Here is a 13,387-nt window from a genome sequence, read left to right on the forward strand (position 1 = left end):
GGCGCCGCCCGCGACCCGCAAGCACCGGGACACCGGGGGTGGCAACATCGACCACGTTCGCCCCCGTCCGGCCCGCGGCACCGGCTCGACCTACGCGTGACCGGGGCCGGTGTGGGCGGCGAGTGCGCTGCACGGGATCTCCCGTGTGGTGCGCCGGTCGTCGCGAGGGGATCCTCCCGGGCCGGCCTCAGTCGATGTCGCCGCGCGCCGACGCGGGGGTGTCGATCGCCGTGCTGCGCGCGGTCGGTCGGGCCGTGGTCTCCAGGCGTGCCCCGGTACGGGCGAACCGGCCCGGGCTGATGCCGAGAGCGCGCTTGAAGTGACGGTTCAGATGCGACTGGTCGTAGAAGCCGGCGGTCACCGCGACGGTGTGCGGTGGCATGCCGTCCAGCAGGAGACCGCGCGCGAGGTCGACCCGGCGTCCGGTCAGGTACTGGTGCGGGCCGATACCGAACTCCCGGCCGAAAGCACGGACCAGGTGGGTCGGGTGGGCGTGCAGCAGTGCCGACGCCGCATCGAGGGTGACCCCCTCGACGAAACGCGCGTCGAGCAGATCACGCAGTCGGTGGGCCAATCCGACGTCCCGCACCACGGCCGGTGCGGCGACTCGACCGAGCAGATGCCCGCGCAACCGCTCGGCGATGAACGCGAGCCTGCTCTCCGCCTCCAACTCCTCGCCCGGTCGCAGCAGCGAGGTGTGCAGTCGATGCACCCGCCCGCGCAGCGCGCGGTCGTCGAACTCCGGATGGTCCACGGCCCGGCCGATCAGGTCGTCGGCCAGGTGCGAGGAGTCCAGATAGAGCACCCGCTTGCGGAACCCGGTCGGGGTGGCCGCGCTGCCGTTGTGCGGGACGTGCGGCGGCAGCAGGCTCACCGCGCGCCGCAGCACACCGTGCTCGTGCCGGTCCAGGTCGTACCTGACCATGCCGTCGTCCACGATCAGCAGCGTCCACGCCGCGTGCGTGTGCATCGGGTACGTGTGATCCGTCATGTGGGCGTGCAGCACCTCGCTCACGCCGGCCACCGAGGGCCGCCACGCCACGATCTCCGAGCCGGCACCCATGTCAGGATCGTACAAGACGGGCCTCGGCCACCCGGGGCACGATGCGGGCATGGAAACCCAGCTCGCACCCGTTCGTTTCGACACCAAGATCGCCGTACTCCTGCGCGCGGACCTGGCCGTGTGGCAGCGGTTGAACGTCACCGCGTTCCTGGTCAGCGGCCTCGGTACACGGATCCCCGAGGTGATCGGCGAACCCTATGCCGACGCCGACGACACCACCTATCTCCCGATGTTCCGCCAACCGGTACTGGTCTTCCAAGGCAGCGGGGAACTGCTCGCCTCGGCCCACGGCCGGGCGGTGGGTCGCGACCTGCCGATCGCGGTGTTCACCGCCGACCTCTTCGCCACCGGCAACGACCGGGACAACCGGGCGGCGGTACGGGGGGTCCGGCGGGACCGATTGGACCTGGTGGGGCTGGCCGTGCACGGGCCGCGCAACGTGGTCGACAAGGTCCTCAAGGGGGCGGAGATGCACCCATAGCGAGCGGCACACGCCCGGCCCGTGCCGGCTCCCCCTCACACACGCTTCCCGTGCGTCCCCTCACGGCCCGAAGGCGTGCCGACCTCGCGAGCCCATCCGGCGCCGCGAGGTCGGCGCATCCCCCGGGCCCGACCCGAAGTCGGCCCTGCGGGGATCACTCGGAGACCTGCACGTACCTTCCGGTCCAGTCGGTACACGGATCCGAGAGGTCGATCTCGACCCCCGCCGGCGTCAACGCCTCGCGCAGGCGCCGCGCCGTCGCCTCGCCGACGAAGTGGTGCCGCAGGTCGAGCCGCTTCAGGTGGGTGAGCGATTGCCCGGCCAGCAGTGCCTCGATCCCCTGGTCACCCAACGTACCCATGGAAAGGTCGAGTTCGTCCAGACGGGCGACGATGGGGGCGTGCGCGAGGGCCGCTGCGATCCCGTCGGTGATCTCGCTGTCCATCAGGCCGAGACGGGTCAGCGCGGGCAGCCGCGCACCGTCCAGGATGTCCGCCAGGTCCTCGACGGTCGCGTCGCCGCCGTAGGAGGCGACGCCGAGCCACATGTCGAGATGGCGCAACTCCGGGAAGACGCTGTCGGCGACGGCCCGGACCACCCCGCGCGGCATCCCGCCGCTCTGGAGGCGGAGCGTGCGCAGGTGCGGGTACGTCCGGGTGGGCAGGGCCAGGCCCGAGCCGCCGCGCACCGCGAGTTCCTCGAGCCGGGGATGGGCGTCGAGGAGCGGGGTGAGGTCGGTCTGTTCGATATAGGCGATGTCCGATTCCTCACGCACGATGTCGCCGACGAACACCGCCCGCAGAGCGGGCAGCCGGTCGGCGAACCGGCTCAGGAGCGGTATCGGGCCATCGGTCGGATCGGGCGGGTCGGCCGCACCCCACTCACCGATGACGAGCGCGGAGACCCGTGCGGCGTCCACCTCGTCCAGGAACCGCGCGAACAACGCGGCGAAGGAAGCCGTCGCATCGTCGCAATCCCAGGCGTCCTCGACCCGCAGCCGCCAGGCGGACTCGTCGGGACGCACCCCGCTGGGAATGCGGATCGTGCCCTGGCCGTCGATCGTCGCCTCGACGACGGGCAGGCCCGCGAAGTGCGTCTCATGGTCCTCGACTGTCATTCGGCTGCCTCCGCGTACCGGTCCAACCGCGTTGAGCGCGGCTCCCCTTGAGGATCGCAGACCTCCCCGACAGGTATGCGTGTTCACCCTCGCGGGTCCCCGCCCGGCGGCTCCGCCGTCCGCCGCGAGGCGCTCGTTCCCGCCGGGCCCGGGGATGGCGCATCCGGGTCGGCGAGTAGGTGTACCGGGGGCTGTGGATCCCGCACCCGGTTTCGCGACACCGAGAGGTGGTATGGGCGCTAGTCCGACGATTGGTCCCGGTACTCGACGCGCCTGGGCCATTGACTGAGGTCAGCGGCACGCGCAGTGCCTGCGGAGACGGAGAGCCCGGTCATGCTCAGCCCGCGCGACATCCTTCGGGAGATCCACCGACACGACGAGGCATTCCGCCTGTTCTGCAGCGTCGCGGCCAAAGGCGAGAGCCAGGGCGGCTGGGAGAACGGGCGAATCGCCGCATTGGTCTCCGACCCCCAACTCGCCCCCAAGATCGCGCGGCACGGCGCCGACGAGGACAAGCACGGCCGCATCTTCAACGCCATGCTGCACCGTCGCGGGCTCGATCCGGTCGACGTCCCGCCGGAGACGGACTACTGCATGCTGCTCGAACGCCAGGGTCTCGGCCTCCCCCACGACCGGCTGCGCCGCGACGAGCCGCTGACCGAGGCGGACATCGTCGAATACCTGGTGCACAGCCGGGTCACCGAGCAGCGCGCCGCCGAGGACATGCGGATGTTGAGCCGGTACCTCGGCGACGAGCCCGACATCGGCAAGGGCATCCGGATGATCTGCGACGACGAGGAGAACCACCTCGCCTATTGCCACGAGGAACTGCTGCGCCTGTCCGCGAGCGGTCGTGGGGCGGACATCGAGCGCGCCCTGCGAAGGACCGCCCGCGCCGAGATCAAGGTGAACCGCGACGTGAGCCTCGCGGTGATGGGCCGTATGGGTCACCTGCTCCGCTGGTCGCGCGGTCGACGACTGGCGCTGAGGTTCGGCATCCACGCGACGTACGCCTACGACCGGCTGTGGGGCACCCGCCGCATGGTCGCCCTGCGCCCCCCGAAGCGCGTCGACGCGATGGGCCCGAGGCCCACCGGACCACAAACCGCGTGACCCCGCCTGCCGGAAGGTCGCCCGCCCTGCGGGGCGCGTCGGGCTCGGGGGGTGCGGACGCACGGTGCTCGGCTCGGCGGCCGTGGTCGGCGCGTGCACACAACGGCTCGGCGTGACAGGGCAGGACTTGACCTGTCACGCCGCCGGGTGCCCGGCCGATACTCGGCGAGCCACACCCATTCGGCGGTGGCGATGGAGGCGGGTGTCCGCCGCCTCCCTCGACGACACCGCCCACCGACACCGTGCGACGCGGCGTCGGCCGGTTCCGAGAGGCTTCCGCATGTCCCGTTCCGTTCTCCGCCCGCCGGCCCGCTGGGCGATATCCGCGGGTGCGGTGGCGATCGCGTTCGGCGCGATGACCGCCGTCGCGGTCGTACCCGCATCGGCCACACAGGCACCGAAGGCAACGTGTGCCCATCCCGCGCCGGAACCCGGCCCCGAAGGCACCCAGGTGCAGACCGGCACGAACTGCCCTTGATGGGTAACGAACGGGGACCGAAGCACTTCGGTCCCCGTCCGGTCGCCGTAGCCGTGGTCGGTCGGGCGCTTCTAGCCCTGCTTGACTGCCGAGATGTCGAACTGCAGCACGATCTTGTCGCCCACCAACACGCCGCCGCCCTCCAGGGCCGCGTTCCAGGTGACGCCGAACTCCTTGCGGGAGATGGTCACCGAGCCTTCCAGACCGACGCGCAGGTTGCCCTGGGGGTCGACCGCGTTGCCGGTGTACTCGAAGTCGATGGCGACCGGTTTGGTGGTGTCCTTGACGGTGAGGTCGCCGGTGACCCGGTAGTCGGTTTCGGACTTCTGCTCGACCTCGGTGGTGCGGAAGGTGATGTCGGGGAAGTTCGGCGCGTCGAGGAAGTCGTTGGTGCGCAGGTGCTGGTCGCGCTGCTCGACGCCGGTGTCGATGCTCTGCGTCTTGATCACCACCCGGCCGGTGGACTTGGCCGGGTCGGCGCCGTCGAGGTGCGCGGTGCCCTCGAACTGGTGAAAGGCACCGCGCACCTTGGTGACCATGGCATGGCGGGCGACGAAACCGATCCGGGTATGAGCCGGGTCGAGGACATAGTCCCCGGTGAGTTCGGAGATGGCGACGGTCATGGGCAGGTACCTCCGTAGGGTCCGGATCCCGACGGCGGCCCGCCGGGATCGTTCCCGCGTCACGCTAGGCGGCCGGCGATTCCCGATCCGGGCGGACGCGCGTGGTCGGGGAGAATTGCACCCTGGTGGCGGCGACGCCCACGATCGCCGCTGTCACGGGCCGTCCTGTCCGGAGGCCCGGGAGACACGGACGATGCCTGTTCGGCGTACCGGGCCTTCGTTCCGGCCGTGCGGCTTTCGGCGCAACACCGCGACGTCCCGGTCGAAGGCCACGAACAGGTGATCCGTCGAGCCCCAGGCAAGTGCGGTACACGGCGTGGGCAGGGGAATCCGGTCGATGCACCGTCCCGCGGTCAGGTCCCGGATCCGCACGGTGCCGTCCTGGGAGCCGGTCACGGCGACCGGCCGCCCGTCCTGCACCGTGCACACGATGGCGAACACCGAGTAGGTGTGTCCGGTCATGGTGTCGCGGAGCGCGGGGCTCGGCAGGGCCCCCGTGGCGACGGTGGTGGTCCGGACACCGGCCTCGATCCCGTCGTCGAACGCGCGCGCCGGCGCGGCGGCCCGGTAGCGGACCGCGTCCGTGTACAGGAGTCGACGACGGGCGGCCCCCGCGCTCAGCCCATGTCGGCGGTGCGGCCGGCACCGGCGTCGACCGGATCGTGCGCGGCTGCGGTTCGGTCCTGGTTCCGGCAGTGTCGGCCGGCCCATTGGGGAAGCGAGAATCCGTCGGCGGTCGTCTCCGCGCGACGCAGCGGCCGCCCGAAGGCGAGGATGCGGCGAGCCGCGGTGTGGTCTGCCGGTGCGTTGACGGACTCGACGCCCGCGAGGAGTCCGCCCTTGAACAGCAGCACGGAGAACGATCCGCCTGCCGGGTCGCCGAGGACCGTACTGTCCTCGTGGCCCTGCCCGAGGCCGGCGATCTGCAGTTTCGTCGAGAACTGTTCGGTCCAGAACCAGGGAACGGCGGTGTAGGGGGCCGGCGTGCCCGTCAGGCGGGCGGCGACGCAGCGGGCCTGGTCGACGGCGTTCTGGATCGATTCGAGCCGGGTTCGGGTCCCGGTGTGGGTGTTGGGGAATTCGGCGCAGTCGCCGACGGCGGAGATGTGCGGGTCGCTGGTGCTCAGGTAGGCGTCGACCCGGATGCCGTCTCCGACGTCGAGTCCGGCGTCGGTCGCGAGTTCCACGGCGGGTGTCACGCCGACGCCGACCACCACGAGGTCCGCCGGCACGAGCCTGCCGTCGTGGAGTAGGACGCCGGTCACGGCACCGGTGTGGTCGCCGTCCAGGCGTACGACCGTACGTCCCAGGCACAGCCTGGTGCCTTGGGCGCGGTGCAGGTCGGCGACGTGTGTCGAGGTCACCGGGGACACCGCCCGGGCCATCGGACGGTGGAGCGCCTCGATGACGGTGGTCTCGGTCCCCGCTTTCGCCCCGGCGGCCGCCACCTCCATGCCGATGAACCCGGCACCGATGATCGCCAGTCGCGAGGTGGCCGGCAGGCGGGCGCGCAGGTGTTCCGCGTCGTCTCGGGTGCGGACCTGGACGATCCCGTCCAGGGTGACGCCCTCGATCGGCGGGGTGCGGTTGCGGGCTCCCGTGGCCAGCACGAGGTGGTCGTACGCCAGGGTGTGTCCGTCGGTCAGCCGGACCCGCCGGGTGGACCGGTCGATGGCGGCGACTCGCGCGTGTCGCAGTTCGATGTGACGGCGCTCGTAGAACGAGTGGGGGCGCAGCTCGATCTGCGTCCGGGGCTGCAGCAGGAAGTTCTTCGACAGGGGCGGTCGTTGGTAGGGCAGGCCCGGTTCGTCGCCGACCAGGACGACGGGGCCGACGTGGCCGCGTTCGCGCAGCGACGCCGCGACCTGGAACCCGCCCTGACCCGCGCCGGCGATCACGACGGTGGCGTCGGGCTTCATGTCGGGCTCCCCGGTACGGTCACGACCATCGGTTCGTCGGTGGGGAGTTGGCAACTCAGTCGGCTGTGGGCGGTTCGCGGCGCGTCGGTGCAGGCGAGCATCTGGTCCTCGTCGTCGGTCATCGCCGGGAGTCGGCGGGCGGCCGATTCCTCGACGTGGACGTGGCAGGTCGCGCACATCATGTTGCCGCCGCATTCGCCGACGATCCCGTCCACGTCGCCGGCGAGGGCGGCCGACATGACCGTGTCGCCGGGGGCCGCGTCGACGGTGACGCGGGTGCCGTCGGGTTGGATGTAGACGATCTTCGTCATGACGGTGTCCGAGCGGTGGTGGTGACGGGGATTCCGTATCGGGTGGTGTCTTCGTCCGTGACCCGCTGGCACAGTTCGCCGAGTCCGGTGATGGTGCCGCGGATCTCGTCGCCGTCGACGAGATAGCTCGGCGGATCGAGTTCGAATCCGCAACCACTCGGGGTGCCGGTAAGGATCACGTCGCCGGGGAGCAGGTCCATGGTGTTGCTGATCGACGCGATCAGGGTCGGTACGTCGAAGAGCATGTCGCTGCTCCATCCGTCCTGGCGGGCCTGGCCGTTGACCGACAGCCGCAGGCGCAGCGGCTCCGTGTCGGGGCTCCCGTCGTGCTCGTCGACAACGCGCTCGTCGCGCATGCGCAGCCAGGGTCCGGTGGCGCAGAACGACGGGAATCCCTTGCCGCGGACGAGTTGCATCTGCAACGGCGAGTGGATTCCGGCGCCCAGCGCCACGTCCCGCGCGGTGACGTCGTTGGCGATCATGTGGCCGGCGACGTGGCCGAGGGCGTCGGCGGGAGCGATCCGCCGCCCGGCCCGGCCGATCACGACGGCCAGTTCCAGCTCGTAGTCGAGCGCAGTCGTCTCGGGCGGCTTGATCAGCGGGTCGTACGGCCCGCACACGCTGCCCGGCGGCTTGAGGAACAGGACGGGCTCGGTGGGCTCGGTGATGTGCCCGAGCACGGCATTCGAGTGCATCGGGTAGTTGAACCCGACCGCGATCACCTTGCCGGGGCGCGGGACCGGCGGCCCCAGACGCACGTCCGCGCGGGCGATGTGGTGGCGCGTGTCGTGCAGTGCCGCCTCCGCGAGGGGGCGGACCGTCGGCCACAGCGCGAGGATGTGTGTGGTGTCCGCGCCGGGGAGCCCGAAGGGCGCGAGAACCGGTGCCAGGGGCAGGATCGTGTGGTCGTCGACCAGCACGCCCGGCTGTTCGCCGCCGGGTCCGCCGAAGCTGACGATACGCATGTCGTCTCCAGGAAATGGGATGTCTGACGGGGATCACGGCGTCACCACGCGCGGGGACGCGTCGTCACGCGGGAGGCGCGTCCACGGGCGGGCGACACGTCACCACGCGGGAGGCGCGTCGACGTGCGTGGCCCCCGCGAAGTGTTCGGGGTGCGCGCGCATCCATCGCGCGATCTCGGCCGATTGGGCGTGCCAGACACGGTCGTCGGCGTCGAGTCGGTCCATCAGGTCGGCGATGGCGGCGACCCTGTCCGGGGTGTCCTGCCAGAACACGTGGAACACGTACGACACGAAGCCGCCGGCCTCGATGGTCTCCTCGAGCAGTCGCCGGTGTGCGCGGAGCAGGACGTCCGGTCCGACCGGGTGATCGCCCGGGTCCTCCTGGCGCAGCCGGGTGAAACCGGGAATGTAGTAGGCGCCGTCGACGCCCGTCCACGGGTAGGGCAGCAGTGCCAGCCCGTCCTGGACGCCGTGGACGTCGCCGGCCAGCGAGGCGAACTCGAAGCCGTAAGCGCGCAGCAGCGTCAGCGAGTGGTCGCCGAGCAGGCCGGCGGGAGGGCGAGCCGCGACCGGCCGGATCCCCAGCCGGTCGTACCGGTCGAAGCTGCGGTCCAGGGCCGTGCGCAAGGCGGATTCGTCGGTCCGGGACCACGGTTCGTGCAACCAGCCGTGCCACCCCACGTCGTGTCCGGCGTCCGTGATGGACCGCACCGCGTCCGGATAGGTGTCGATGTTCCACGCCTCGACGTAGAACGTCGACCGCACCGGCCGGTCGCGCAGCATCTCCAGAACGTTCGGGAGTTCGGTGGACACACTGTGGTGACCGCCGACCGGGACGTGGGCGGGCCAGGACTGCGTCTGCAGTTCGGCGGCCTCGCCGAGGTGGTCGAACGTGACACAGGCCGCGGCGCGCCGCCCGCCGGGCCACCGTCCCTCGGTCATCCCCTACACCCCCTTCGGCGCGACCATCAGCGCGGTCATCGCGCGGAACACGAGGTCGTCGGTCCACGGCGGGTTGGGGTCGGTGAGCGTCATCGCGGGCAGACGTTGCGGCAGGAGCCGCAGCAGGATGTCGCCCTCCAGCCGGGACAGCGGGGCGCCGATGCAGTAGTGGCCGCCCGCGGTGAAGGCCAGGTGTCGGTTGCCGGCGCGTCGGATGTCGAACGTGTCCGGATCGGTGAAGCGGCGTGCGTCGCGATTGGCCGAGGCGATTCCGAGCAGCAGCTGGGTGCCCTCGGCGACGGTCTCGCCGTGCAGGTCGAACTCGTAACCGGCGTAGCGGGTGATGAAGTGCACCGGCGACTGCCACCGCAGCACCTCCTCCCATGCCGCCGGTGCCAGGTCCGGGTCGGCGGCGAGCAGTCGCATCTGCTCGGGATGGGACAACAACGCGTGGACCGCACTGGTCATCGCCGTCATCGTGGTGTGGTAGCCGGCGACGAAGAACCCGACGAGCGTCACGATCAGTTCGTCCCGGCTGAGCCGCCCACCTTCCTCCTCGGCCAGCATCAGTGCGCCGACCGGGTCCTCGGGGCCGAGCTTTCCGCGCATCGAGTCGACGATCTCGCCGATGTAGTCGAAGTAGAACTGCGCGGCCTCGTCCGCCTCCGCCAGTTCGTCCGCGCTGATCGGGGCGTGGGTCAGCAGGCGGTTGAGCGCGGGCATCCGCCGCAGCACCGTCCCCGCGTCGGCGGCGGGGGCATGCAGCAGTCGACAGGCGATCTCCGCGGGCACGCGCATGCCGAAGTGCTCGACGAAGTCGACTTCGCCGTCGACGGCGGCGAGCGCCTCGACGTTGTCGGTGATGATCCGCTCGACCCACGAGCGCATGTGGGCCAGCGCCCGCGGCGCGAACGCGGGCGAGGCGAGCTTGCGCAGCCGTGTGTGCGTCGGTGGATCCAGTTCCGGCAGCGACAGTTTGTGGAAGACGGCGCCGGCGCCGGTGCCGATGTCGGCCGGGAACTCGCCGGCCTTCGGCTGCACGCGCATCAACGGATCCTTGAAGATCCGCTCGACGTCCGCGTACCGGGTCAGGACGACTCTCGTGCCATCGGGTGCGACCCGGGCGACGGGGTTGTCGTCGCGCAGCCGCCGGTAGGCCGAGAAGGGATCGGCGCGAAACGTGGGGTCACCGAGGCTCAGGTACTCCGAGGCGGACATGGGGCTCCTCGTCGAGTCGTTGTCGTCGTGGGTGGTGGGCGCCTCTGCTTGCTTCCACCGACGGTACGTTCGACCGAACGATCATGTCTTTGGGAAAAACATGAGCTTGAGCCCCGGATTCCTGTGCTTTACACAAGCCTCCGGACGCGGTGTTCCCCGACGCTCCTCGACCCCGCCGGTCGCTACCGCGGTGCCGACCGGCACCCGATCACGGACCGGGCCAGCCCGGCGAACGTGCGCGGATCGGCGCCGGTGAGTTCGTGCCATCTGCTCAGTCGGTAGCCCATGGTGTTCGGGTGCACGTTGAGCCGCCGGGCGGCGTCGGAGAGGGAGAATCCGCAGTCGGCGAAGGCCAGGACGGCGGCGGCGAGATCGGGATGGTCCCGCTGGACCTGCTGGACGTCGGCGAGGATCGGCATCAGCCGGGACCGACTGTCGAGCAGCGTCGCCTCGAGCCAGGAATCCGCGAAACGCACCGCCGGTTCGTTCCACAACTCCGCCGTCCGCAACGCGCGCTCGGCGTCGACGATGCTCAGATATGCGCCGACCAGCCCCTGCCGGGGCAGCCCGATCCCGACGGCCGACCGGTCGCCGGCGATCCCGTGCACGGTCCGGAGCACGAGCACCGGGTCGCAGTCCTGCGCGATGGCGATCATCACGTCGCCGCGGACTCCGCACTGCACGACACCTGACAGTCGCCGGGTCGCGCGTTGCAGGTTCTCCACCTCGGGCGGGGGCCACGACGCGCGGGTCGCGCAGAACGCCTGGAATCGCCCCTCCACGTCGAACGCCAGCGCACGCGCGCTCTCGGCGACCTGCTCCCCCAGGGAACGATCGCCCAGCTCGCTCAGGAACCGCCGGCGCAACTCGGCGTGCTGCACGACCGTGCCCGGCGATTCCGCGACGAAGGCGTCGACGACCGCCGCGCTCATGGCTTCCGTCCACCTGCCGATCGGTTCGACCAAGCCGAGCAGCAGGTCGTCGGTCGCCTCCGGGGCGGATTGCAGGGCGGCCCACAACTCGCGACGCACGATGTGGAACGAACTCAGCACGTCGTACGCGGACACGCCCAACTGCGTCCGCCGCACGGCGGCGCGGCGCGTGAACTGGAGATGTTCGGCCACCGGCCCCTGCCCGGACGCGATGCTCGACAACAGGCGGCGGATGAGGTCGCGGACCGTGCGCCGGTGTTCGAGTTCCGGCAGGTGTTCGTACGAGGGCAACTCGGCGCGGATCCGGGCCGTCAGATCGGGATCCGCGTGTTCGAGCCGCAGGGCGACCGCATCACACAACGTGCTCATCGCGGTGGAGTCCGACGTCATGATCCCCAGCGTATTCCGAGACCGGAGCGCCGCCGCCGCGCGAGTTCGCGAACCCGCCGTCGCATGTCTCCCGGAGCGTCGTGCGGAACCCCTCGACCCGCTTCACGAGGCTACAAACCCCGGACAACGGGCCGGGGCGTGCGCCAGAATTCCCCTAGCTCGGCCCCGGGACAACCCCCCGGGAAGTGATGTTCAACTGAGGGACACTCATGAACATACCTTGGCCAAGGCTGCACAGGGCAACAATTCCGACGATTCTCGCGTTACTGCTCGCGTTAACCATCGCCGCACCGGGGATACCCCGGGCGGCCGCGAGCCAGGGCCACTCCACGGACGTCGGCGTCGACAACGACCCGGCCACCTGCCCGTGCACCCTGTGGGCATCGACCGAACAACCGTCCTCCGGCCCCGATCCGGACGACGTCGCCACCGAACTGGGCGTCAAGTTCCAAGCGGACCAAGCCGGTTACATCACCGGTGTGCGTTTCTGGAAGGACGCCACCAACACCGGCACACACACCGGAACCCTGTGGTCGGCCGCCGGCGATCGACTGGCCACCGCCACGTTCACCAACGAGTCCGAATCCGGCTGGCAACAGGTGAACTTCGCCCAGCCCGTCCCGGTCACCGCCGGCACCACCTACGTGGCCTCGTACCAGGCGCCCAACGGCAGGTACAACGCCGACCAGGGCGGCCTGGCCACGGCACACGTCCGGGGCCCGCTCACCGCACCCGCGAGCAACACCGTCGGCGGCAACGGGGTGTACCTGTACGGCGCCGGATTCCCGACCTCGTCCTGGAACGACACCAACTACTGGGTGGACCCGGTGTTCAACACCTCCACCGCCCCCGGTCCCGCGCCGGTGGTCATCGCGATCTCCCCGACGCAGGGGGAGACCTCCGTGCCGGTCGACACCAACTTCACCGCCACCTTCGACCGGGAGGTGCAGCCCTCCAGCATCCACTGGGAGGTCTGGCAAGGCGAGAGCGGCGGCCGTCCCGGCAGCACGACCTACAACGCCGCCGCCCGCACCACCACCTTCGATCTCACCTACCACCTGGAGCCCGGCCACGGCTACTTCGTCGACCTGATCGGCGTGAAATCCCTCGACGGCACCCTGATGCCGACCAAGAGCTGGTACATCACCACGGCCGACAGTCCGCCCCCCGTCTGCAACCCGTCCTGCACCATCTGGCCCTCGAACGCGACCCCGGCGGTGCTCGCCGACAACGACACCACCAGCATCGAACTCGGGGTCAAATTCGGCGCCAACACCCAGGGTTACGTCACCGGCCTGCGGTTCTACAAGGGCCCCGGCAACACCGGTCCGCACACCGGGACCATCTGGACCGGCGGCGGCCTTGCCCTGGCCACCGCCACGTTCACCAACGAGTCCGAATCGGGCTGGCAGCAGGTGACGTTCGACCAGCCGGTCTACATCAGCCCCAACTACACCTACGTGGCCTCGTACTTCGCCCCCGCAGGCCGATACTCCTCCACCGAAGGCGGATTGTCGGACGCGGCCGGAGGCGCGATCACCGCCCCCGCATCGGCCGCCGTCGGCGGTAACGGCGTGTACAAGTCCGGCGCCGCCGGCTTCCCGACCGGCAGCCGCAACGACACCAACTACTGGGTGGACGTCGTCTTCACCACCAACAAATAGCCCACCGCGGTGTCGGATCGCGCCGACGCTCCGACGCCGCAAAGACACCCGGCGACACCACCACGACAACCGGCACCCGAACACCGGGTCCGACACACGAACCACCGGGCCGCCGGCGGCCACACACCGCCGGCGGCCCGCTCCCCCGAACGGGCACGGCGCCCCGAGTCC

13 protein-coding genes are annotated in these 13,387 nt (G+C 70.6%); 3 read left to right on the forward strand and 10 right to left on the reverse strand.

What is annotated here, in order from left to right; genetic code table 11:
* Window positions 1-187: 187 nt before the first annotated feature.
* The gene (locus ACFXMF_RS31095) at window positions 188-1,063 is read right to left on the reverse strand and encodes an AraC family transcriptional regulator (RefSeq protein ID WP_360319051.1); all 876 of its coding nucleotides are present in this window, start codon (window positions 1,061-1,063) and stop codon (window positions 188-190) included.
* 49 nt (window positions 1,064-1,112) lie between these two features.
* Between ACFXMF_RS31095 and ACFXMF_RS31100 the strand changes: the two genes are divergently transcribed.
* A complete protein-coding gene (locus ACFXMF_RS31100; RefSeq protein WP_360319049.1) occupies window positions 1,113-1,544 on the forward strand; it encodes a DUF2000 domain-containing protein in 432 nt (143 codons plus the stop codon).
* A gap of 154 nt (window positions 1,545-1,698) precedes the next feature.
* Here ACFXMF_RS31100 and ACFXMF_RS31105 read toward each other — a convergent pair whose 3' ends face one another.
* Window positions 1,699-2,661: an STM4015 family protein gene (locus ACFXMF_RS31105; RefSeq protein WP_379992690.1), complete on the reverse strand. Its 963-nt coding sequence runs from the start codon at window positions 2,659-2,661 to the stop codon at window positions 1,699-1,701.
* 333 nt (window positions 2,662-2,994) lie between these two features.
* Between ACFXMF_RS31105 and ACFXMF_RS31110 the strand changes: the two genes are divergently transcribed.
* Entirely contained in the window at window positions 2,995-3,774 is a 780-nt protein-coding gene (locus ACFXMF_RS31110) for a ferritin-like domain-containing protein (RefSeq protein ID WP_360319045.1), read from the forward strand.
* Between the two features lie 549 nt (window positions 3,775-4,323).
* On the opposite strand, the gene ACFXMF_RS31115 is transcribed toward ACFXMF_RS31110, so the two are convergent.
* The 8 genes from ACFXMF_RS31115 to ACFXMF_RS31150 form a co-directional block, all read right to left on the reverse strand.
* A complete protein-coding gene (locus ACFXMF_RS31115; protein ID WP_360319041.1) occupies window positions 4,324-4,875 on the reverse strand; it encodes a YceI family protein in 552 nt (183 codons plus the stop codon).
* Between the two features lie 153 nt (window positions 4,876-5,028).
* On the reverse strand, window positions 5,029-5,337 hold the full coding sequence (locus ACFXMF_RS31120) for a hypothetical protein (protein ID WP_379992034.1): 309 nt from the start codon (window positions 5,335-5,337) through the stop codon (window positions 5,029-5,031).
* Window positions 5,338-5,492: 155 nt separating this feature from the next.
* The gene (locus ACFXMF_RS31125; protein WP_379992035.1) at window positions 5,493-6,794 is read right to left on the reverse strand and encodes an NAD(P)/FAD-dependent oxidoreductase; all 1,302 of its coding nucleotides are present in this window, start codon (window positions 6,792-6,794) and stop codon (window positions 5,493-5,495) included.
* A complete protein-coding gene (locus ACFXMF_RS31130) occupies window positions 6,791-7,105 on the reverse strand; it encodes a 2Fe-2S iron-sulfur cluster-binding protein (protein WP_360319035.1) in 315 nt (104 codons plus the stop codon). The genes ACFXMF_RS31125 and ACFXMF_RS31130 overlap by 4 nt, the downstream gene beginning before the upstream one ends.
* On the reverse strand, window positions 7,102-8,070 hold the full coding sequence (locus ACFXMF_RS31135; protein WP_379992036.1) for a fumarylacetoacetate hydrolase family protein: 969 nt from the start codon (window positions 8,068-8,070) through the stop codon (window positions 7,102-7,104). Before ACFXMF_RS31135 ends, ACFXMF_RS31130 begins: the two co-directional genes overlap by 4 nt.
* 99 nt (window positions 8,071-8,169) lie before the next feature.
* A complete protein-coding gene (locus ACFXMF_RS31140) occupies window positions 8,170-9,012 on the reverse strand; it encodes a polysaccharide deacetylase family protein (RefSeq protein WP_360319031.1) in 843 nt (280 codons plus the stop codon).
* 3 nt (window positions 9,013-9,015) lie between these two features.
* Entirely contained in the window at window positions 9,016-10,230 is a 1,215-nt protein-coding gene (locus ACFXMF_RS31145) for a cytochrome P450 (protein ID WP_379992037.1), read from the reverse strand.
* A gap of 182 nt (window positions 10,231-10,412) precedes the next feature.
* Window positions 10,413-11,552, reverse strand: coding sequence for a helix-turn-helix domain-containing protein (locus tag ACFXMF_RS31150; protein WP_360319027.1), 1,140 nt, complete (start codon window positions 11,550-11,552; stop codon window positions 10,413-10,415).
* Window positions 11,553-11,761: 209 nt separating this feature from the next.
* Here ACFXMF_RS31150 and ACFXMF_RS31155 point away from each other — a divergent pair, with 209 nt between their 5' ends.
* Complete coding sequence (locus tag ACFXMF_RS31155; RefSeq protein WP_360319025.1) at window positions 11,762-13,216, forward strand: DUF4082 domain-containing protein; 1,455 nt, start codon at window positions 11,762-11,764, stop codon at window positions 13,214-13,216.
* Window positions 13,217-13,387: the final 171 nt, after the last annotated feature.

The organism is Embleya sp. NPDC059213 (genome assembly GCF_042754445.1).
In the GTDB taxonomy this organism is placed as follows: Bacteria; Actinomycetota; Actinomycetes; order Streptomycetales; family Streptomycetaceae; genus Embleya.